The sequence below is a fragment of the Psychrobacter sp. AOP31-B2-9 genome (assembly GCF_052378005.1).
Classification (GTDB): Bacteria; Pseudomonadota; Gammaproteobacteria; order Pseudomonadales; family Moraxellaceae; genus Psychrobacter.
The window spans coordinates 1-20229 of record NZ_JBQSXG010000056.1; the positions used below are offsets into that span (position 1 = coordinate 1).

Here is a 20229-nt window from a genome sequence, read left to right on the forward strand (position 1 = left end):
TGGCACGATGATGGTTCCACCGCCCACACCAAAAAGCCCCGCAGCAAATCCTGCGAGGGCACCTATGACTAAAAAAATGATTAATTCCACGGGATAGTTACTTCTCAGATTGACGATGAATAGTTTGATGGCCATTCGATAATGGCCGGATGATTGACTTAAGCGATATCCACTTGACCCACTCGAGAGTAAGCACGATTAAAGTAAACCAAGCTTTCTTCTTGTCCATCTGGTTGCTCAGATTTTTTGATGGCGACTACTCGGCACATAAACACACTGTGCGTGCCTACTTTCTGAATTTGCTCAATCTCACAGTCGAAACTGACCAATGCATCTTCTAAAATAGGAGAGCCTGTTACTAGCTGAGACCAAGCGCCTTGTTTGAAACGTTCTTCTGAATGTAATTTTGAGGCAAAAGCGTTAGAGACGGGCTCATGATGAGCGCCCAACACATTGACACACAATGTTTTGTTTTCAACAAAATACGCATGCGACCGAGACGTCTGGTTCATACAGACGAGCAAAGTTGGCGGTGTATCTGTGACACTGCATACTGCCGATGCTGTAAACCCATGAACGCCAGAGGCACCTTCTGTGGTGACAACATTGACCGCAGTCGTTAACAAAGACATGGCATCTCTAAAATCGGTTGCTTCAATCATATCTTTAATCATTACTGAAATCCTGTGAAACGTTAAAAAATTGTGCTTCAATTTTAGTTTTGCAAAGGGAGATTCTTTAAATAGAATCTCCTCAACGACTGAACTTTAATAAGCATCATTCAAGTTAAAATCCTAGCCTGCAAAACTTACCAGCGTTACCAATACCAAAGCTACCAATGCCGAATTTACATCAGTTTGTTTGATAAGCTCTACGCAGTCAGCTCTTGACGAACGATCTGTGCGCCTGCACTTAATGCCGCAAGCTTGCCACGAGCCACTTGGCGTGACAACGGTGCCATACCGCAATTGGTGGCAGGATACAGCTTGTCAGCATCGACAAATTGTAATGCTTTACGTAGTGTGTTGGCCACTTCTTCTGGTGTCTCAATGGTATTGGTTGCCACATCAATGGCACCAACCATTACTTTTTTACCACGAATCAATTCAATCAAATCCATTGGCACATGTGAGTTTTGACACTCCAGTGAGACAATATCAATCTTAGACTGTTGCAGCTGAGGAAAGGCCTTTTCATATTGACGCCATTCTGAACCCAGTGTCTTTTTCCAGTTATTATTGGCTTCGATACCATAACCGTAGCAAATATGTACTGCTGTTTCGCATTTTAGACCTTCAATAGCACGCTCTAAAGTAGCAATACCCCAGTCATTCACATCATCAAAGAACACATTAAATGCTGGTTCATCGAATTGGATAATATCAACGCCAGCGGCCTCTAGCTCTTTTGCTTCTTGATTCAGGATTTTAGCAAATTCCCAAGCCAGTTTCTCACGACTTTTATAATGATCGTCATACAGTGTATCAATCATCGTCATCGGCCCTGGCAAGGCCCATTTGATTGGCTGATTGGTCTGCTGACGTAAAAACTTGGCATCTTCTACAAATACTGGCTTTTGACGGCTCACCGCACCGACCACTGATGGCACACTCGCATCATAGCGATCACGGATTTTGACTGTCTCACGATTTTCAAAATCAACACCATCGAGATGTTCGATAAACGTGGTCACGAAATGCTGACGAGTCTGCTCGCCATCGCTGACGATATCAATACCTGCATGTACTTGTTCTTGTAGTGACAAACGCAATGCATCTTGCTTGGCTTCAATCAACTGCTCGCCTTCTAATGCCCAAGGTGACCAAATTTTTTCAGGTTCTGCCAGCCAAGACGGTTTCGGTAAGCTGCCAGCGGTTGATGTTGGTAATAATAGTTTTGTCATGGTTGTTTGTCTTCTCTCGTGTGCTCGGTTAAGCAGCATATTTATTATTGGTTTGTTTTTTATCTGCTTGACTATCAACGGTATAGCTTGCAGCCCACTCTTCAAGAATGTCTTGGTATGGCTTGATAAATGTTTCTTCCGTAAACTTACCTTGTGTCACCGCCATCTGACTGCGCTCCTCGCGGTCATATACAATTTGCGTCAGTGAGTAATCTTGATACTTGAGACTTGGTTGATACACTTGACTCGCTGTAGAGTTGGCATTGTAAATTTCAGGACGGTAGATCTTTTGAAACGTTTCCATGGTACTGATTGCACTGATTAGCTCAAAATCAGTGTAATCACTTAGCAAATCACCAGCGAAATAAAACGCTAACGGTGCCACACTGCCGACAGGCATGAAGTAACGAACGGTCAGACCCATTTTGTGAAAGTAATCATCGGTTAACGAATACTCGTCTTGTCTATATTCAACCCCTAGCACAGGGTGATGATTGGTAGTGCGATGATACGTCTTACTGGTTGAAACACTGAGGCAAATCACTGGCTTTTTATTAAATTGCGCTTTGTATGCCTCTGAATTCAATAAGTCTTGAAACAACTTACCATGTAAGTCACCAAAGTTTTTGGGCACCGGCTCACCTGGTTTTTTATCAAAATGATCTAGCAGTACGATACTAAAATCATAATCGCGCACATAAGAAGAAAAACTGTTACCAATCATACCCTCAATACGGGTGTTGTCTTTATGATCAGTAATCGTTGTTTTTAAGGTTTCAATAATAGGAAAATTATTGCCGTTGCCTTCGATATCCATGTTTACAGAAATAATATCTACGTCAACAGAATAGCGGTCTGCTGTTGGGTTGTCCCAATGCGCCAATGCGTTAAAGCGATTGTCTATCATTCTTAACGTTTTGCGTAGGTTCTCTTCGCGATGTTCGCCACGCGCCAAGTTTGCAAAATTAGTCGTCAGACGTGTGCTGTCTGCAGGCTGATAGTTTTCATCAAAACGAATGCTCGAAACTGAATATGTAAACGGTGTACTCATGGTGATTGACTGCCTTAATCTGTTCTCAATATCTGAGATAAAACCAAATTTGTGTATGAAATGAATCATACCTAAATCAGAACATGAATAAAAACGATACAATTTAAGCTAAAGATGAATTATATTCATCTTTAGCTTTCGAGAGGTTGTGTAAAGGCACAAAAAATGATCATATAAGCTAGAAATGGAAGGCAGTCTAGAAATGGAAAGCAAGACTTATGGCTGCGTTGCTGCTTTAAACTTGAATCTAAGCAATCGCAGCGCATTCAGCGTAACCAAAATAGTTGCGCCAGTATCCGCTATGACAGCGAGCCATAGACCTGTCACACCCAGTACGGTAGTGATGAGAAAAACACCTTTTAGACCCAGTGCAAAAATCACGTTTTGATGAATATTAGACATGGTTGCCCGTGACAGTGCCACTAGATGAGCGACATCGGTCACACGGCTTTTTAATAACGCAACATCCGCTGTTTCGATAGCCACATCAGTACCACCGCCCATGGCGATGCCGATATCTGCGGTGGCGAGCGCTGGAGCATCATTGATACCATCGCCCACCATCGCTATTTGGGTATTGTCTCTCATCTCATTTAGCAGACGCAATTTGTCTTCTGGCAGCAGCTCGGCTTGCCATTGTATGTCTAAGTTGCTAGCCAGTGCCTGCGCAGTACGATGGTTGTCGCCTGTGAGCATCACTGAACGAATACCCATGGCTTTAAGCTGTGCCACCCCTGTTTGAGCACTCTCTCGCAATTCATCTCGTAACGCGACCAATCCAAGGACGTCACCGCTCTGCTCATCAAACAGCACCGAAACCGTCTTGCCATCGTGTTGTAGCGATTCAATTTGTGCTTGTTGTTTGGGCGACAGCAATGCAACGTCAGCAGCATAGACAGGCGAACCAATGGCTAGAGACTGCCCAGAGACTGTTGCATGCACCGCTTTACCAGCAGTCGCATAGGCATTGGTGGGCACAGGTACGGCAACTTGAGTGTCTCTCGCATGATCTACAATAGCCCTCGCAAGTGGGTGATTAGAGCCGGACTCTACACTAGCAAAGAGCGCCAATACCTCATGTTTAGATTGAAAATCCATATCCTTTTGTGTAAAAGAAATAACGTCAGTAACGCGTGGCTTGCCTTCGGTTAAGGTACCTGTTTTGTCAAAAGCAACTGTGTTCACACGACCAATCGCTTCTAAGGCGCTACCACCTTTGATCAGCAAGCCACGACGCGCAGCGACCGCTAGACCAGAGGCAACAGCGGCTGGGGTTGATAAAACCAAAGCGCACGGGCAAGCAATGAGCAAGAGTGCCAAGCCACGATACAGCCAAGTGGCCCACTCGCCGCCTAGAGCTAACGGTGGAATAATAATAATCAATAAGGCAATCGCCATCACTGCGGGTGTGTAGTATCGACTGAATTTTTCGATAAAACGCGCAGTTGGTGCTTTGGAAGCCTGCGCCTGCTCTACGAGCTCAATAATACGTGCAATCGTGTTGTCCGCTGCTGTTTTCTGTACACGTACCTGTAGCGCGCCATCTATGTTGATTGACCCTGCGAACACATCATCACCTACCATTTTAGCAACTGGTACAGACTCACCTGTTACTGGTGAATCATCAAGGCTAGACGTACCTTGTTCGATGACACCATCGGCAGACACTCTATCGCCGGGGCGCACGAGTACGAGGTCATTTACCTGCAACGATGAAGCCGAAACGTCATGCTGTTCGCCATTTTTATCAAGCAATACTGCCGTTTTTGGCACCAGTGATGCCAGTGCCTTAATACCAGCACGTGCGCGATCAGCAGCCACGCTTTCTAATAGCTCACCAATCGAAAATAAAAACACAACCGCAGCAGCCTCTTCGGCTTCCCCAATAATCAGCGCGCCAATGGCAGCAACCGACATCAGCATTTCAATCGAAAAAGGCGAACCTGACATCGCTAGAGCAAAAGCTTTTCGGACAAATGGATACACACTAGCAATCACCGCTACCGCGAACACCCATATACCATAATCAGGAAACAGTAATGCGAGTGTATATGCGACAGCCATCAGAATACCGACAACTAGCACTTGCTTGCCTTTTAGGGTTTGCCACCAACGCGGCTCTGGTGTCTCTGATGCATCATCATCCGTATGTGAGGCGATTGATGAATCTGTATAGGCAGATATACCAAAGCCCAGTCGTTTGATGGTTTTTTCGATATCGCTGAGTTGCGTGGTCGAATCAGCCGCCAACGTCAATGATAACTTTTCCGTCGCAAAGCTCAGCTCTATATCGTCAACGCCCGGCATACGGGTGAGCGCCTTTTCAATCTTGCTAACACAGCCAGCACAGTCCATACCTTCAATATGATATTTCATAATAATTTATCCTTTTCAATAAAGATATTATGAACCCTCTAGTGGCTTTAGAGTCAAGACTATAAATATTCAATTTGGCAACCTTCAATCCGATAGCCTTGATTTGTTGGACATCAGACCTTATAGTTACTTTAGTGTTAGGACTTTAAGGTTAAGACTGTTTGCTATTAACTTTCTAGAGAATAGAGGTCATTCATTATGCCCATTAAAATTGGCGCGCTCGCTAAACGAGTCGGTGCCACCGTAGAAACCATTCGCTATTATGAAAAGGAAGGGTTACTACCAGAGCCCTCTCGTAGCGCCGGAAACTATCGCTTATATCGTGAAGACCATGTCGAGCGTCTACAATTCATCATGCATTGCCGGACGCTGGACATGACATTGAGTGAAGTGAAGACGCTACTTGGGTACTGGGATGAGCCTGATAAAGACTGCGGTGATGTAGATATCTTATTGGATGAGCATATTCACGCGGTGGAGGTGCGTATGCAAGAGCTGGCACAGTTAAAGCAGCATCTAACCGTATTACGTCAAAAATGCGTCAGCAGTACTTCGGCGGTATCCTGTGGAATTCTACAAACCCTTGCCGATAACTCTTGTCATCAGTCGTAATATTGCTAAGGTGTGTCGTCATTCTAAAAAACACACCTGTATCATTCCTAAAAAGCTTACGGCTTGTTGATTTTGTCAGCATTAATCTTTGACGACCAAGGTAAACCTGAGTTTTGCCAGCCATTCACTACACGAAACCCTTTCATATCACCTTCTTTTACCGTACTGCCCTGAAAGCCGTGATCGATATATTTAACGTTTGAAAACCCTTGCGATAATAGATAATCAGCACTGGGCTTGCCACGTGCAGATCCAGACCGGCACATAGTCACAATAAGCGCGTCGTTACCTAGACCTTTGGCTTTTAATGCTTTTTTTACATCAGAGGCAAAGTTTGGGTTGCTCTGCATGGCAAAACTGCCTTTGCTATCATTAAACTGAGTACGATCAACTAGCTTAAAAGGAATGTTGATATCTACAGCATCTGTAAAACCGATAAACATGATTTCTACTGGATCACGCACATCAATAAACAGCAGCTCGTCCGGAGCTTCTTGTACAAGATTCCAAACCTCTTGTGGTGGCACAGATAGCGCATCTTCCGCACTTGCATAGGAAGTCAAACCAAACAGGATGAATAGTGACAATATAATTGTTTTCATTTTTTCTCCTTGGAGAGATAAATTTTTTGAGATTAGCCTGTTTAAGACGACCCTCAATATCAGTAGTCGATAACATAAATAGAAACCGTAAAAAACGGTAGAAACTTAAAAAGGTAAAAAAATTAGGCGTGTCGAATCATCAACACGCCTATATTTACTCAATATCCACTATCAAAATAAAGCTCACTTCTATTAGAGTGTTTTTTTACTAAAATACCAGTCCGTATAATCATAACCATCGTCCACACGACTTTCGGCTTCTGTAGCGGTACGTGGTGGTGGTACGATAACAGGATCTCCTGCTTGCCAATTCTCTGGTGTAGCAATATTGTTTTCATCACTGGTTTGTAGCGCCTCAAGCAAGCGCAAGAATTCATCAACCGAGCGGCCATTGCTCATTGGATAGTAGATCATTGCCCGCAATACACCTTCAGGATCGATGATAAAGGTGGCTCGTACTGCCGAGGTGTCACTGGCACCAGGCTGAATCATGCCATAAGATTTGGCAACCTGCATCGATAAATCAGCAATAATGGGAAAGGTAATCTCTACACCAAAGTTTTCTTTGATATTACGCATCCAAGCAATATGCGAATGTACACTATCAATAGACAACCCTAATAACTCACAGTTTTTGGCACGAAAATCTGCCGCTTTAGTAGCGAATGCCATAAACTCAGTGGTACATACAGGGGTGAAATCCGCAGGATGCGAGAACAACACCAACCATTTACCTTTATAGTCAGCCAATGACTTCATACCATCAGTGGTTAACGCTGTAAAATCAGGCGCTGGCTGGTTTAGTTGAGGAAAAGCCGGCGCGCTAACTGGTGCTGTATCATTATGGCACGAATGATTCTCACATGAATGTTGATTCTTTCTCATATCAATCTTTCCTTATCGTTGGTTAATAGCAATATATTAACTATAGCACATTGATATACAAATAAACATTATATAAATAAATATTGTTAATTTTTTGAATAATTATTGCTCGAGTTTTTGGACTGTATCAGACCACTGTCATATAAAAAATCAGTACTGATAATATTGAAATGATAACCCGCTATTTGATGCTTTTGAGAGCACTAAAATGGCTATAGATTGAATTGAGAATACAAAACCTGATACAAAACAAATAAGTATAGAAACAAAAACCATTATCATTTACAATACTATTCACAACTTTAGTATACCCAGTATTGCTATCTCAGCATCAGTCAGTGCCTCTATTTGATCATCCAACTAAATGAAGTGAAACTATGAAAAGTCGTCATCAACTTGCCTTATCCGTTTTGACTCTTTGTATCAGCCAACAGTTATACGCTCAAACCAATATCAACGACAGCACTAACAATGCTGTTGGTGCATCAGAAGTGTCAGACTCAAGCGCAACTTCTACTGAAGAACCAAGCGTGACTCTGGATGCCATCACAGTGACTGCAAATGCCAGAACTGGTACGGCACTGGCGCAAAAAATTAGTGAGATGCCGGCTGTCACTCAAGTGCTTACTGAACAAGAGATTCAGGTGCAGGCCACAGGTGACCGTACCACAGGCGATATATTGGCACAGCTGATTCCAAGTTTAGGTGCCAGTAGCAGCTCAACGAGTAACTACGGCACCACCATGCACGGTCGTCCAGTACAATACTTACTTAATGGTGTACCATTAAGTAGCTCACGTAGTCTGTCACGAGAGCTGAATAGTATTGATCCTGCCCAGCTTGAGCGAGTAGAAGTACTATCTGGTGCTACTAGTATTTATGGTGCTGGTGCAGCTGGCGGCCTAATCAACCTAGTGACCAAGTCAGATGTGGGCTATGGTCCTATCAGACAAACCCGACTAGGCATTAGTAGCAGTCGAAACTTTGATTCTGAATCGTTGGGTTATAGCGTTGGGCAAACCTTAGGTTATGGTGGCGAGCGAGTATATGGACGCTTAGATGTGGATTACGGTAGTACCGGTGGCAAATTCGATAGCCATGGTGATCGTGTTAGCCCAGACATCCTTCAAACTGACCAACAAGATACCGAGTCTTTAAGCGTGAACGCCAGCTTAGGTATGGAATTAACAGATACTCAGCGACTTGACTTAGCTGTCACTTACTATAATGATGAGCAAGACACTGACTACGGTCCAGATTACGGTGACGGTTTAGCAGTATTATTTGGTGCGACACCTTCGTTGAACGCTATCGATGGTGCCGATATTGAAGATCAACCGTACACCACAAAAACATCCGCCAACTTAAGCTATAACGATGATGACTTCTTAGGCTCGAACTTAAATGTGACCGGTTATTATAGAGACGAAAAAGGCCGTTTTTACCCTTCTGCTAAAACAGTAACAACACAAGATGATTATGCTTCTTACAGCGGTGGTAATCCATATTTCGTTACTCAGTCAGAAGCAGAAATTGAGGTCATGGGATTGCGTGCAGCAATGCAAACAGACACTGAACTTGCTGGCAAAAACGTACTACTGAGTTATGGTGCTGATTTTGAACGCGAAAATAGTGAGCAAACTTACTATGGACAAGATTTTGCGAGTTTTTTTGCTAGCAACGGTTTAACTGCTAAGACAAATGGACTTACCTACAATGCTGGGCCAGATACTACTATTGATAAATTGGGTGCTTTTATCAACGCCGATGTAGATTTGACAGATAAGTGGCATACCAGTGCTGGCGTACGTTATCAGCAACTAAAATCAGAGACTGATACCTTTACACCGATATATGAGCAATTACTAGAAGAATATTACGCTAATGACTCTGCCACTGACTATGAAGCTGGAATAGTAGAAGCAGGCGATACCGATCACGATAAAGTCCTATTCAATCTTGGAACTAGCTATCAATTAACACCGAACGATCAGATTTTTGCTAATTTTTCACAAGGGTTTACGACAGCAGATATCCAGCGTGCGCTGCGTGATGTACGAGCAGGTTTTGTGGTCAATTCAGACAATGTTCAGCCGATTACAACAAATAACTACGAGTTTGGCTGGCAAGGCAAACACGGCGATACAGCAGCACGCTTGAGCGGTTTTTATAATGAATCAGACAAGGTTGTACGCTTCACCGATAGCTATACTGTAGAAGTGGTCGATACCGATGAGCGTGTCTATGGCGTAGAAGGCTCTTTGACTCACGATCTCAACGATAAATGGCAAGTGGGCGGGACTGTCGCTTACACCCGTGGTCAATATGACAAAGATGGCGACTGGTTAGAGTTAGATGCTGTGCGCCTAACTCCATTAAAAGGTACTGCGTTTGCTCAATACAGCTTTGATGGAGGCAGCAACGTACGTCTACAAGCATTAGCAATAGGTGGCAGCGACACAGCCTATAAAGACCAACAAAAAGATCCAGACTCTAGCGCATTACCTGTTACAGGTTATATGACGCTTGACGTATCAGGTCAAGTCAAAATGCCAGTAGGCCGAATGGATTACGGCGTTTATAACGTGCTTAACAAAGACTATCTAACGGTCTATCACCAAACCACTTATGGTGATACGAATCGTCTACCTGCTTCTGGCACTACCTATGGTTTGAGCTATACGATTGATTACTAATAACTGTCTAAAAACAAGCAGTTAAAACAGAACGGCCCTAGATAAAAAGTCTAGGGCCGTTCTGTTTTGGTCATAGACTCTTGGTTATAACGCTATTTATAGTAGTGATAAATATTGCGAAAGATTCAAAAAATTTAAGAAAGGTTACATTGCTTGCATTGGTAATTAGCGCATGTCATTATTTAGATCTTGGGACTTGAAGTGAATAAAACGTTACCCCATAATAGTATTTGTTGTAACAGCAAAAAAGGCAGCCTGATGGCTACCTTTTTATAAATACTGTTATACGACTTGTTTTGCTAGAGTAAGTTTGTGGCTGGTTCTGTGTTAAGCCACATGATGTTTAGTGACATATTTACTTAGCAAGTAACGTACTATAAATTACGAATATGGTTGAGCTGGTTCTTTTTCCATGACTGTTTCGCTGCTATCAGTCTCAGCTTCTGTGGTATCGACACTTGCTCCATCAGTTGGATACACCGCTTCACTTTCGCCTTGGCTTTCAAGGACGCTATCAGGGCTGTCAACTTCAGCTTGCATGGTAGTATCAGGCGTTTGCATCTCTGCTGATTCCCCTGCTACTGCTAAGCTTGGAATAGTTAGTGCGGCGCCAACAAGTAATGATAGAGATAAAGTAAGGTTTTTCATTGGTTAATTCCTTGGTTCTTAAATTTGGTCTACTGTCTAAAATATGCTGAGACTAATTTATAAATACTGATGTACGACTTGTTTTGCTAGTATAAGTTTGTGGCTGATTCTGTGTTTGGCCACATGATGTTTAGTGACATATTTACTTAGCAAATAGCGTACTATGAATTACGAATATGGTTGAGCTGGCTCTTCTTCCATGACTGTTTCGCTGCTATCGGTCTCAGCTTCTGTGGTATCAACACTTGCTTCATCAGTTGGATACGCCGCTTCACTTTCGCCTTGGCTTTCAAGAGCACTGTCAGGGCTATCAACTTCAGCTTGCATGGTAGTATCAGGCGTTTGCATCTCTGCTGATTCCCCTGCTACTGCTAAGCTTGGGATAGTTAGTGCAGCGCCAACAAGTAATGGTAGAGATAGAGTAAGGTTTTTCATTGGTTAATTCCTTGGTTTTTAGATTTGGTATGTCATTTAAAAATATGCTTAAACTTCAACAATATTTTTTATGGCTCAAACCTATCAACAAATATTATTATAAATAAAAGTCCGATAACCCCTTAAGTGATTATCATGTTCAGTTTGAGCATAGAGTGTGATGATCTAATTTTTGTTAGTCATCATCTCCGAACACAAGACTATCAATTAATAACTTTGGATTTCAGTAGCACAAAAATTACCAATCTAACGTTTTTATTTTTTCATGTGACATTGTGCAATTGCTATGGCAGCTTTGTTATATAAGCATATAAATGAATATTTCTACTGCTTTACAGCCTCAAACCTAAGTATATAAACAAATAATGATTAGATTTCTATCAAACCATACCTAGAAAAATCTTATTTATCACCGTTCAAAACCTTCTATCACTCCACTCTTTTATTGCCAAAATATACCGTCACCTCCTTTATATTCGGATATCTATTCTAATATGTGGTCATTTTTTTGATTAATTAATAGTGGAAGTATGTTGATAACATTCTGATAACATAATTTCGTCAATATATTTTTGTGGTCGTATCAGTTTTTTGAATGTCATTACAATAATAAAGAGACTGAGCAAAACACTCTTTTCCATCTAAGAACGCGATAACTCTCGATAAAAAAACCCTAATGCAATCTATGCATTAGGGCTTGTTTGACGATATGCTGAAAACCTTTGACTCACATTGGCAGACTGGCATAGGACATACTATTGCTTTACCGCCTCTATCTGAATAGTCAATGCTACCTGTTCTGTCATACCTAGCAATGTATATTTACTGATGCCCCACTTTGTCCGATCGATAGTCGTTGTAAATTCACCACCACAGACTGTTTTTTTAAGTATAGGACTCAAATAGCAGTTAAACTTAGCAGCCGTTAGCGTAATAGGATTAACCTTGCCATGTAACGTCAGCATGCCATCAACTTTGACAACATCTGAACGGTTTTTATCATTCGAAAAATGCCATTTAGTGGACTTGAAATGAGCTATTGGAAATGTTTCAACATCAAAAAAGTCTGCACTTTTAAGTGTGTTATCAAAAGCTTGATTACCTGTATTCAAGGTATTTAAGGGGATTAATAGATCAATACTACCTGTCTTGGCTACTGGATTATATTCAAGCTGACCACTCAGATTATAAAAACCACCAGAGTTCGTTGACGTATTGAAATGATCAATAGCGAAACGCACGTTGGTATGAGGAGGGTCGAGATAATAGGTGGTCGCATAACTACTGGCTGTGCCTAACATGCTAAGTCCTAAGCTGACCAAAAACTTAGAATAAGAGAATAGTTTTTTTGAGCGTGATATTTTATTCATAGTGACATTCCTTTGTATATAGACAAGACTTAATTTATAGTGGACTGATCTTTACCACTTGGTACCAGCCATTTAGCAAACCAATTCGATAAGTCATCCATCAAAGTATATACGACCGGAATAACCACGAGACTGAGAAGCGTTGAAGTCACCAGACCGCCCAATACCGCTGCTGCCATAGGCCGACGGAAAGTTGGATCCGCATCACCCCAGCCGAATACCAGTGGTAACATGCCAGCACCCATCGCAATCGTCGTCATGATAATAGGTCGTGCTCGCTTACGGCAGGAGTCTACAATCGCCTCAAACCTTGGTAACCCAAGATTCTGAGCAATAATGGCATAATCCACCAAAAGAATAGAGTTTTTGGTGGCAATACCCATCAGCATAATAAAACCAATCATCGAAGGCATGGACAAACTACTACCCGTAATCACCAGACCCACAAACGCCCCACCAATAGATAATGGCAATGCCATCAAAATCGTAAACGGCTGAAGCAAACGACCAAACAGTAAGATCAAAACACCTAAAATACAGATAATGCCGACCGACATCGCGATAATGAAGCCGCTAAACAGCTCCGCCATGTTTTCGGCTTGACCCTGATCAATGACAGTAATTGATGCAGGCAAATTCTGCATGGCTTGGGTGTTTTTGACCGCTTGTACCAACTCACCTAATTCAGTCGTTCCAGGTTGAACGATGATACCGATAGAGCGCTCACGATCTAGGCGTTTTATTTGCGCAGGTCCGGTACCGAAATCCAAGCGCGCCACGTCTCCTACACGCACGCCTTGTCCGATTGCGTTTGTACTAGGGACGTACAACCCTTCTAATTGATTGATGTTTTGTTTGGCAATATCTGGCAAACGCACGACGATAGGAATCTGTCTTGTATCTAGATTAAGCTTGGACAAATTTTGCTCGTAATCACCCACGGTGGCAATGCGTAATGTGGTCGCGATATCTTGTGTGGTGACGCCTTTGTCCGCCATAGCCAAACGATCAGGCGTGACTGTCAGCTCTTGGCGCGGCAAACTGCGATCACTAGTGACAGCACCCACACCCGGTAAGGCTCGAATTTCTGACATAATCTGCTGCGCGGTTTGCTCAAGCACTTCTGGGTTGGTACTGGTCAAAGAAAAATTATAACCCGTCTCACCACCACTCGATAATCCAACGGTAAAGCGAGCACTGGGCACTTCTGATAATATGCCGCTGATTTTTTGCTCAATCTCTTGCTTAGTACCACGCTCAGCACGTGGCGCTAGCACAATATCTAGACTGGCGATGTTTTCTGCCATACCACTACTCGAACTAGAGTTAGGGCCTATATCCTGTTGCGCATCACCTACAGCGGTAAAGATATCCGTCACTTCTGGCAACGCTAAAATACGAGCACTGGCCAACGCCGCCACACGTTCGGTGTCTTCTAGCGCAACGTCTGGCGTCATCTCAATGGCCACTCGCGTCTGGTCAATATCGTTGTCAGGAATAAAGGCCGTCGGTAATAGCTTCACCAATCCCAACGAAGCAACAAACAATACCAACGTAGCGCCTATCGTGATCCAGCGATGATGGAGGGTCCACGCAACCAGTTTGAGATACCATCCCATCGACTTACTTTGTTTTTCGACTTGCTGTTTTTCTGGTCGTAATATGTACGCTGCCATCATCGGCGTAATCAAACGAGCGACGAGCAATGACGCAAAAATAGCGAGGGCGGCTGTCCAACCAAACTGCCGAAAAAACTGACCGACAACGCCGCCCATAAATGCAGTTGGTAAAAACACAGCGATTAGGGTAAAAGTAGTCGCGACGACAGCCAGCCCAATTTCATCAGCGGCCTCCATTGCCGCTTCATAAGGCGTCTTCCCCATCCTTAGATGACGAATGATATTCTCAACCTCGACGATAGCATCATCGACCAACACACCAATGACCAAAGATAAAGCCAATAAGGAGATGATATTTAAGCTAAAGTCAAACAGATACATGGCCAAAAAAGTAGGAACCACTGACAATGGCAGTGCGACAGCAGCCACAATCGTCGCGCGTATATTACGTAAAAACAAAAACACAACGATAACCGCTAAAACCCCACCCTCAATCAGCATTTTAATGGACGCATCATAATCTTGAGCCACTGGTGTCGCCCGATCATAAACTTTATCGACTTGGATATTACCCATCGATGCAGTGAGCGCCGCCAGCTCTTTATCAACTTGCTCCATGACCTCAACTTCACTCGCCCCTCGCGACCGAGTAATATTAAATGCGACGACAGTCTCACCATCGAGCGATGCGATAGAGCTAGGGTCAGCAGCGCCATCTGTCACTTGAGCCATACGTCCCAATGTTTGTGTACCGCCCGTCGGCACAGCTATTTGTATATCATTCAATCCGTTAGCGCGATCAACCGCACCCAAGACTCGAATCGTCTGAGTCGTATTGCCTACTTCTGCTTCACCGCCCGAGCTGTCCTGCTGAATACCAGCCAATTGCTGAGACAACTGGGTGATAGAGAACTGTAGACCGCTTAGCGTAATCGGATCTGCAGCCACCGTAATCTCTCGCTCCAACCCGCCAATACGACTGACCGTACTCACTCCTGGAATATCCGATAAGCGCTTGGTGATCGTATCGTCAACGAACCACGACAAATCTTCAACGCTCATATTATCGGCAGCAACTGAATACGTCACGACAGGAAACCCTGCTGTCGACACTTTGGTGATAATGGGATCGTTGGCGGCGGCTGGTAAATCTCCTTGCACTTCACCAACGGCAGAGCGCACATCATCAACAGCTTCTTGAATGTCTTTTTCTAGTACAAACTCAGAGGCAATGGTTGCCACCCCAGTCTGCAACGTGGTGCGAATATGCTTCACACCTTCGATACTGGTGATTCTGTTCTCGATTTTTTTGGCGATGTCGTTTTCTAATTGCGAAGGGGCAGCGCCCGGTAGCGTGACGGTCACGACAACAGCGGGCAGATCAATATCTGGGAACTGCTGCACTTTCATTTGCATGAGACCATAGACACCACCCAATGTGAGCAGTATAAATAGCAAGATAGCAACCAGTGGGTTTTTGATCGAATAGGCCGAGACATTTAAACTCATGAGCGTGCCTGCTCAGCTGAACCAGTAGCTGATTTTTTGCTAGCAGCATCATTCACAATATTGACCAAATCTCCGTCATTCAGGAAACTACCGCCCTGCTTCACCATTTGACCATCACTCGGTAATGGCTCTGTGACCGCAACACGATCACCCAGACGTTCACCCAATGTCACCCGTTGCTGCTGAACTCGCCCCGTACTTTTGCCATCTTTAGTATTCACATCCGTTATGAGCATGACATAGTCGTAGCCATCGTTGCTGACGATAGCGCTATTTGGCACCGTTTGCGTACTAGCACTACCTAATAAAAACTCGCCCGTCTGATACATGCCAGCCCTGACTTGTGCACTGGTCTCTAAGCTGGCATAAATAGTTATTTGACGGTTGTCATCAGCAGTAGGGGCAATACGGCTGACCTCTCCCATAACAGAGTTACCACCCGGTAAGCTCACGCGTACTGGCGTGCCGACACTGACTTCGCCTATTAGCTTAGGATCGATATCTGCACGCCATTCTAAAATGCCGCCTTTAATAATCGTAAACAGTGGCTCACCACCAGCCACCATACCGACCTCGACCGTTTTCTCACTAATAACACCACTCACTGGTGCAACGACTCTAGCATTCTCTACACTCAGGCGCTGACTACTCAGCCGAGCTTTTGATGATTGTAAAACGGCTTTAGCACGCAGCTCCGCAGTACGATAGCGATCGGCCTCTTGTTTACTGATGGCATCGATATCTAGCAATGGCAATATACGTGCGGCATCAGCACTAGCATTGGCCAATGTCGCTTCTGCTTCTGCCACATCTGCTTGTGCTTGTAAAACTTGCTGCTCCATCGCATCCGTATCGAATACTGCCAATACTTGACCCGCTTTGACGCGATCTCCTTCCTCGACCAATATACGCTCGATAGCCACGCCCGTTACTTTTGCGCTGACGTTCGCCATGTCTTTGGCGTTGATGGTGCCATCAGCACGCAATGTATTACCAACATTATCTTGGCTGGGAGTGATAGTTTCTACTGAAAGTACTGCCTGCTCTTCATTAGCCGCGTCACTCTCAGTACTAGCTTGCTCAGCTGTTGTCGCTGCTGACTCATCTGCGGCAACATTACTAGTATTCCAATATCTACCCAGCAAAACGCCTATCAATAAAACAACCGCTACCACAGGCCACAACCATAATGGTATTTTGGAGGTAGGTTTGTTAGTAGCCTCTGTTTGACGATAAGGTGGCAACGGATTATTCGCTAACGGCTGCTCATCATTGGCTAAACTCGGCTTGTCATTGTGGTCTGAAAGGTCATTCATAGTCGGTCTCTATTCGTCAGTCTCTATAAATAAACAAGCTCCAACGTCGTAAAAAATATAAAGTAAACAAGGTGATGTGCAACGATCTTATCAAGAATGTTTTTTTAATATTGTAGACTATCTAATCATTGCGTCAATTCAGTTAAGTATCTAAAAGGTCAATTGTTGATAATAACTAGGGGCAGTTTAGTAGTAAGCTTTTTTACCTCAGCACGATGTCACACTGAGCTGACGAAAATATAATAACAGTGCTTAATAGTAATGAAGTACGAAAACTAATAATAGAATACAAAAACCAACGATACAGAGTGCGTACAGTTCAGCCTTGTATTTTCGGCGTAATTTGTCATTATTGATGACTAAACCATTAAGAAAGGAAATAATCATGGCTAATAAGTCAGAAGTAAAAAGCATCAAAAAAGATATTAAAGACACCAAAAAGGCAATTAAGCAAAAGAAGAAAGACCTCAAAACGCTTAAAAAATCGCTAAAGAAGGCAAAAAAAGCCAAATAGTTTTATCAAAAAAAAGAGGACAGCATTGGCTGTCCTCTTTTTTTATTTACCATCGATATCTTGCTTAAATGCTCTATAAAGATACCAAATACATTTTACGCATTGGTATAGCGACTGGCCTCTGGCATCCAACGATGAATAAGCTGGCTGACATCTGCTTTGCGAGCAGGGTCTGATATTAAATGCTTGGCCAAACGCTGCGCAATCGCAAATAGCTGCTCATCACGAATGAGATCGGCCAGATAATAACCGATATTACCTGTTTGCCGTTTACCCAACAACTCACCTGGCCCACGCAGCTCTAAGTCTTTTTGCGCAATGACGAAACCATCCGTACTATCACGCAATACATTCAAGCGCTCAGTACCAGTCTCAGACAGCGGCTTTTGATAAAGCAATACGCAGTAGCTTTTGGTAGAGCCTCGCCCTACTCGCCCGCGTAATTGGTGCAGCTGTGACAGTCCCAATCGTTCTGCATTCTCGATGACCATTAACGACGCATTAGGCACATCGACACCGACTTCGATAACAGTAGTAGCAATGAGCAAGTCTAGCTGCCCTGCTTTAAACTGCTGCATGATGACTTGCTTATCCGCAGATTTCATTTTGCCATGTACTAGTCCAATACGGATATCCAAGCGCTCGTTTAAGTCTTCATAAGTCGCTTCGGCCGCTTGTGCATCCAGCACACTAGACTCTTCGACCAATGAACATACCCAGTACGCTTGTCTACCCGCCTCACAATTAATAGCGATTCGCTCAATCACGTCATCACGGCGATTACGATCAATCGTCACAGTCGTAATGGGCGTACGCCCTGGTGGTAACTCATCAATGATAGAAGTATCCATATCACCATAGACACTCATGGCTAACGTGCGCGGAATCGGTGTTGCGGTCATAATAAGCTGATGCGGTGTACTATTAGCAACGCCTTTATTGGTCAACGCCATACGCTGCTCAACACCAAACCGATGCTGCTCATCAATGATAACTAGACCTAACTTGGCAAACTTCACCGTTTCTTGAAACAACGCATGCGTACCGACTACGATTTGTACGGTATTTTCAGCGATTGTCTCCAATGACTCACGGCGTTGCTTCGCGGTTTGCTTACCAGCTAGCCAGCCCACACCGATACCTAATGGCTCGAACCATTGTTTAAAATTAACCAAATGCTGCTCTGCTAAAATCTCAGTCGGTGCCATCACAGCCACTTGCCAGCCACTATCTAGTGCATAGCCTGCCGCGCCTGCCGCAACTAACGTCTTACCTGCACCGACATCACCTTGTACCAGTCGCAACATAGGCACAGATGTTGCCATATCGGCCGTAATATCGCGCATGACTCGTTGCTGAGCGCCTGTCAAATCAAACGGTAGCGCGCCAAATAACGCGTCAGCTAACGGGCTTTGAGTATCGCACTTTGGCGCTTTGTGCTGATGCAATTGCTGACGCCGATATAGTAGGCTGAGCTGATGAGCGGTTAGCTCTTCAATAATCAAACGCTGGCAAGCGGCATGGGTGCGCGCACTCAACTGCGTTAATAATTTATATTGCTGACCAGCATCGGTATAGGTAGGCGGCGTATGCAATAATACTAACGCCTCAAATATCGTCAAATTATAGACGTTATTATTCGCCGTGCTAGCAGCTACTGTATTGATATCATTGGTTGCATGACGGTTAGCAGCATAAGCAGCTGCACTGGCTTTATTAATGCTATTTGCGCTATTGCCACTTGTATTGTCTGGCACACTACGTGCCAATGTTGAAAATATGTCTTCTGGATGACCCGTTTCTGCATTCAATGGTTTGGGAGGCTCAAAAGGCGCTAACGGAAGATCTGCCACAACACTGAAATCGGTCTCGGTAAACAGCGTCATCGGTAGACCTTGGCTGCGTACTGTCTGTAACGCCAGTTTAACCAATGTACGCAGTTTATTCTGATGCAGGCCTTTGACACTTGGATAAATTGGTTGCAGACCCGTATTGGTCATAGCAGCACTGTCTGTCACAATCTGGTATTCAGGATGATGTATCTGCTTGCCGTATCGACTGACTTTGACCTCACCAAACAATTGCAGCTGCGTACCCAAGCTCATCGTTTGTGCAAGACCGCGATACACCTTAAAAAACCGTAATGAAATGGTACCTGTATCATCATCCACCACCACTGTCATACCGCTGCGTTTGGTATCGACGTTTACCACACGCCCAGTGATGAGTACCGATTGCCCATTTTCTGCATCCGCTATAGAGACCAAGCGGCTACGATCCTCATAATCACGTGGCAGATGCAGTAGTAAATCAAATATTCGTTTGATATTTAATTGTGCCAATTGCTCTGCGACTTTTAGCCCGACACCTGCCAGCGCTGTCACGGGCATATCTAATGCCGAGGCTGACCGACCAGACATTGCGTTGCCTGAAGACTGAACTGGAGCGTGGCTTACCGATGTTGGCATCAAATATCCTAGCGAGATTTTTAAATATGTTATGTGTTTAACTGTCGTATTATCATTTAGAAAAAGATCAATAAGTCATTTATATCATACCAACCACTAGGGCGTGTTTGATATTCATAAATAGGGCTGCCGATTGCTAAAATTGCACCAAACTAGGCGCAAGCCGACGATAATGTCGAGACCTTAACTAGGCTTGTAACAACGTTTGCAAAAATGTTTGGAAGC

Annotated in this window: 15 protein-coding genes; 3 read left to right on the plus strand and 12 right to left on the minus strand. The window is 43.8% G+C overall.

All coding sequences use genetic code 11. The features are described 5' to 3' along the window. Positions 1–158 precede the first annotated feature (158 nt). The 4 genes from ACT3SX_RS08135 to ACT3SX_RS08150 all read right to left on the minus strand — a co-directional run bounded on the left by ACT3SX_RS08135 (position 159) and on the right by ACT3SX_RS08150 (position 5330). Positions 159–662, minus strand: coding sequence for a flavin reductase (locus ACT3SX_RS08135; RefSeq protein ID WP_192519479.1), 504 nt, complete (start codon positions 660–662; stop codon positions 159–161). Positions 663–871: 209 nt separating this feature from the next. Continuing rightward, a complete protein-coding gene (locus tag ACT3SX_RS08140) occupies positions 872–1903 on the minus strand; it encodes a methionine synthase (RefSeq protein WP_192519466.1) in 1032 nt (343 codons plus the stop codon). Between the two features lie 28 nt (positions 1904–1931). After that, positions 1932–2954, minus strand: a complete 1023-nt coding sequence (locus ACT3SX_RS08145; protein WP_192519467.1) for a DUF1852 domain-containing protein — start codon at positions 2952–2954, stop codon at positions 1932–1934. A 216-nt stretch (positions 2955–3170) separates the two neighbouring features. Continuing rightward, positions 3171–5330, minus strand: coding sequence for a heavy metal translocating P-type ATPase (locus ACT3SX_RS08150; protein ID WP_192519468.1), 2160 nt, complete (start codon positions 5328–5330; stop codon positions 3171–3173). 198 nt (positions 5331–5528) lie between these two features. Between ACT3SX_RS08150 and cadR the strand changes: the two genes are divergently transcribed. Next, the gene (gene cadR, locus ACT3SX_RS08155) at positions 5529–5942 is read left to right on the plus strand and encodes a Cd(II)/Pb(II)-responsive transcriptional regulator (RefSeq protein ID WP_192519469.1); all 414 of its coding nucleotides are present in this window, start codon (positions 5529–5531) and stop codon (positions 5940–5942) included. Between the two features lie 56 nt (positions 5943–5998). Here cadR and ACT3SX_RS08160 read toward each other — a convergent pair whose 3' ends face one another. After that, entirely contained in the window at positions 5999–6544 is a 546-nt protein-coding gene (locus ACT3SX_RS08160; protein WP_192519470.1) for a rhodanese-like domain-containing protein, read from the minus strand. A 192-nt stretch (positions 6545–6736) separates the two neighbouring features. Continuing rightward, complete coding sequence (locus tag ACT3SX_RS08165; RefSeq protein ID WP_192519471.1) at positions 6737–7429, minus strand: peroxiredoxin; 693 nt, start codon at positions 7427–7429, stop codon at positions 6737–6739. A gap of 377 nt (positions 7430–7806) precedes the next feature. Here ACT3SX_RS08165 and ACT3SX_RS08170 point away from each other — a divergent pair, with 377 nt between their 5' ends. After that, positions 7807–10125 carry a TonB-dependent receptor gene (locus tag ACT3SX_RS08170; RefSeq protein ID WP_444761703.1) on the plus strand — a complete coding sequence of 773 codons (2319 nt, stop codon included), beginning with the start codon at positions 7807–7809 and terminating at the stop codon, positions 10123–10125. 381 nt (positions 10126–10506) lie between these two features. On the opposite strand, the gene ACT3SX_RS08175 is transcribed toward ACT3SX_RS08170, so the two are convergent. The 5 genes from ACT3SX_RS08175 to ACT3SX_RS08195 all read right to left on the minus strand — a co-directional run bounded on the left by ACT3SX_RS08175 (position 10507) and on the right by ACT3SX_RS08195 (position 17022). Further along, positions 10507–10773, minus strand: coding sequence for a hypothetical protein (locus tag ACT3SX_RS08175; protein WP_192519473.1), 267 nt, complete (start codon positions 10771–10773; stop codon positions 10507–10509). Positions 10774–10941: 168 nt separating this feature from the next. Next, positions 10942–11208, minus strand: coding sequence for a hypothetical protein (locus ACT3SX_RS08180; protein WP_192519474.1), 267 nt, complete (start codon positions 11206–11208; stop codon positions 10942–10944). A 755-nt stretch (positions 11209–11963) separates the two neighbouring features. Then, entirely contained in the window at positions 11964–12578 is a 615-nt protein-coding gene (locus ACT3SX_RS08185; RefSeq protein ID WP_192519475.1) for a YceI family protein, read from the minus strand. Between the two features lie 29 nt (positions 12579–12607). Beyond that, the gene (locus tag ACT3SX_RS08190) at positions 12608–15706 is read right to left on the minus strand and encodes an efflux RND transporter permease subunit (RefSeq protein WP_192519476.1); all 3099 of its coding nucleotides are present in this window, start codon (positions 15704–15706) and stop codon (positions 12608–12610) included. Then, the gene (locus tag ACT3SX_RS08195) at positions 15703–17022 is read right to left on the minus strand and encodes an efflux RND transporter periplasmic adaptor subunit (protein ID WP_192519477.1); all 1320 of its coding nucleotides are present in this window, start codon (positions 17020–17022) and stop codon (positions 15703–15705) included. The genes ACT3SX_RS08190 and ACT3SX_RS08195 overlap by 4 nt, the downstream gene beginning before the upstream one ends. Positions 17023–17407: 385 nt before the next feature. Here ACT3SX_RS08195 and ACT3SX_RS08200 point away from each other — a divergent pair, with 385 nt between their 5' ends. After that, positions 17408–17536 carry a hypothetical protein gene (locus ACT3SX_RS08200; protein WP_263972658.1) on the plus strand — a complete coding sequence of 43 codons (129 nt, stop codon included), beginning with the start codon at positions 17408–17410 and terminating at the stop codon, positions 17534–17536. 95 nt (positions 17537–17631) lie between these two features. On the opposite strand, the gene recG is transcribed toward ACT3SX_RS08200, so the two are convergent. Next, positions 17632–20004, minus strand: coding sequence for an ATP-dependent DNA helicase RecG (recG, locus tag ACT3SX_RS08205; RefSeq protein ID WP_192519478.1), 2373 nt, complete (start codon positions 20002–20004; stop codon positions 17632–17634). Between the last annotated feature and the right edge of the window lie 225 nt (positions 20005–20229).

Bases quoted from the DNA above. Each gene is read 5' to 3' on its own strand.
- ACT3SX_RS08135 (WP_192519479.1), bottom strand. From the start codon at position 662: ATGATTGAAGCAACCGATTTTAGAGATGCCATGTCTTTGTTAACGACT.
- ACT3SX_RS08140 (WP_192519466.1), bottom strand. From the start codon at position 1,903: ATGACAAAACTATTATTACCAACATCAACCGCTGGCAGCTTACCGAAA.
- ACT3SX_RS08145 (WP_192519467.1), bottom strand. From the start codon at position 2,954: ATGAGTACACCGTTTACATATTCAGTTTCGAGCATTCGTTTTGATGAA.
- ACT3SX_RS08150 (WP_192519468.1), bottom strand. From the start codon at position 5,330: ATGAAATATCATATTGAAGGTATGGACTGTGCTGGCTGTGTTAGCAAG.
- cadR (WP_192519469.1), top strand. From the start codon at position 5,529: ATGCCCATTAAAATTGGCGCGCTCGCTAAACGAGTCGGTGCCACCGTA.
- ACT3SX_RS08160 (WP_192519470.1), bottom strand. From the start codon at position 6,544: ATGAAAACAATTATATTGTCACTATTCATCCTGTTTGGTTTGACTTCC.
- ACT3SX_RS08165 (WP_192519471.1), bottom strand. From the start codon at position 7,429: ATGAGAAAGAATCAACATTCATGTGAGAATCATTCGTGCCATAATGAT.
- ACT3SX_RS08170 (WP_444761703.1), top strand. From the start codon at position 7,807: ATGAAAAGTCGTCATCAACTTGCCTTATCCGTTTTGACTCTTTGTATC.
- ACT3SX_RS08175 (WP_192519473.1), bottom strand. From the start codon at position 10,773: ATGAAAAACCTTACTTTATCTCTATCATTACTTGTTGGCGCCGCACTA.
- ACT3SX_RS08180 (WP_192519474.1), bottom strand. From the start codon at position 11,208: ATGAAAAACCTTACTCTATCTCTACCATTACTTGTTGGCGCTGCACTA.
- ACT3SX_RS08185 (WP_192519475.1), bottom strand. From the start codon at position 12,578: ATGAATAAAATATCACGCTCAAAAAAACTATTCTCTTATTCTAAGTTT.
- ACT3SX_RS08190 (WP_192519476.1), bottom strand. From the start codon at position 15,706: ATGAGTTTAAATGTCTCGGCCTATTCGATCAAAAACCCACTGGTTGCT.
- ACT3SX_RS08195 (WP_192519477.1), bottom strand. From the start codon at position 17,022: ATGAATGACCTTTCAGACCACAATGACAAGCCGAGTTTAGCCAATGAT.
- ACT3SX_RS08200 (WP_263972658.1), top strand. From the start codon at position 17,408: ATGGCTAATAAGTCAGAAGTAAAAAGCATCAAAAAAGATATTAAAGAC.
- recG (WP_192519478.1), bottom strand. From the start codon at position 20,004: ATGCCAACATCGGTAAGCCACGCTCCAGTTCAGTCTTCAGGCAACGCA.